Raw genomic sequence first — 1,432 nt, 5'->3', positions numbered from 1 at the left:
GATGCAGCATGTTATGAGTTCCCTCGTTGGGTTTATGTTAATGGTAAAGATTGTCGTATAGACGGTAATCATTGCTCTGGCATTGTGACTCGACGACTAGCTGAAAAAGAGGTCTGCTTATATGGGTACTCTCAGCATTAAGTTAATAGGTCTTGTGGGAGTGGTGGCCATAACTTCGTTGCTAGTGATAAAGCAAAATCGAGTAGCGCACCAACTGGAAAAGGTGAGTGCTGAGCTTTTGTCTAATCGCATTCAGCAAACTAAGTTGATCTCCGCTAATCAATCGCTACAGCAAACTATTACGCAGCTAGAACAGCAGGCTTTGCAAGAGCAACAGGCAGCTAAGCAGGCCGAACAAGCTCGCCAAGTTTGGCAACAACGAGCAGAGCAAGCGAAACAACAGATTGAAAAGGACATTTCCCATGAAGAATGTGCCGATTTACCTATCCCTAACGCTGCTCATTGGATGTACTACGACACCGCCACAGGTGATCACTCAGTACAAAACTGAATATATCAAACCACCGGCAGCGTATTTAGTGTCGTGCCGGCAACCTTTTCATAAGCCACCCCAAACATGGGGAGAAGCGGCTAAACGTGATCCTGTATGGCTCCACTATTTTTCTCTTTGCTCCGAGCAAATAGAAAACTTACGTCGTTGTTATAACGAACCAAATCAATGTACTCAATCGAGTCAGATAGGAGGGAACTTAAGCCAATAAAGAGGATGCCATGAATAATGAGAAACGGTTTTGGAATACGACCGAGCTAGAACAGTTTGGTAAGCACCGTTCGACAATTAGAAAAAATTTAAAAGCGGCAGGGGTTGCTCCTGTTGCGTTTAAGGGAAATACGCCACTGTATGACGTTGTTCAAGTGGCACCTTACCTTTGTAAACAGCCTCGGAAAGAATCAGATGCACCGGACTTAATGGGGTTTCCAACGGCCGCTGAGCTTCGAGCTTATGTACAAAGTGAGCGTGAGAAACTCAGTTTAATGCGCGATGCAGGCGGTAGTGTTTTAAAAGAAGATTATGAAAACGAGATTGCTATCTGCATTGCCAGCGTAAAAGGCTTTAAAGATAAGGTTATTACTCGTATTGAGTCGGCAATTCCTTCAGCCACACCTCAGCAGCTTGAAGATCTTGAAACCTTGTTAAATTTTGACTTAAAGGCGATATCTGATGAGCTTGAAACAATTTGATAGTCGTTTAGGACTTGAGTTTGCTGATGCGAAAGAAATTCGCCGTAAGTTGGCTTATCTCTGTGCACCAACAGATAAAACACCAGTAGAGGCCGCCGATGAGGGATTGTGGATCTCTGATGGTACGGACGTTACCAAGTTCTTATCTTCTCAAGTTCCTTATATGAGAGAGCCATTAAATTGTTTGTCTCGACGTATTTATGAGGCTGTGATTGTGTGCGGTCCGGCT

3 protein-coding genes are annotated in these 1,432 nt (G+C 44.1%); all 3 read left to right on the top strand.

Going from position 1 to position 1,432, the window contains the following annotated elements; all coding sequences use genetic code 11:
• The first annotated feature begins 238 nt into the window (after positions 1–238).
• Positions 239–511 carry a hypothetical protein gene (locus I3255_RS14290; RefSeq protein WP_005299270.1) on the top strand — a complete coding sequence of 91 codons (273 nt, stop codon included), beginning with the start codon at positions 239–241 and terminating at the stop codon, positions 509–511.
• Between the two features lie 221 nt (positions 512–732).
• Positions 733–1,203, top strand: coding sequence for a hypothetical protein (locus I3255_RS14285; protein WP_036763809.1), 471 nt, complete (start codon positions 733–735; stop codon positions 1,201–1,203).
• Positions 1,184–1,432, top strand: a 249-nt coding sequence (locus I3255_RS14280; RefSeq protein ID WP_238039409.1) for a phage terminase large subunit family protein, incomplete at its 3' end; no start/stop codon positions are given. The genes I3255_RS14285 and I3255_RS14280, both read left to right, overlap by 20 nt.

Source organism: Psychrobacter sp. Ps6, from assembly GCF_022129235.1.
Lineage (GTDB): Bacteria > Pseudomonadota > Gammaproteobacteria > Pseudomonadales > Moraxellaceae > Psychrobacter.
This window is presented reverse-complemented; position numbering and strand designations above follow the sequence as displayed.

Excerpts from the sequence above, each read along its gene's own strand:
- I3255_RS14285 (WP_036763809.1), top strand. The coding sequence starts at position 733 with ATGAATAATGAGAAACGGTTTTGGAATACGACCGAGCTAGAACAGTTT.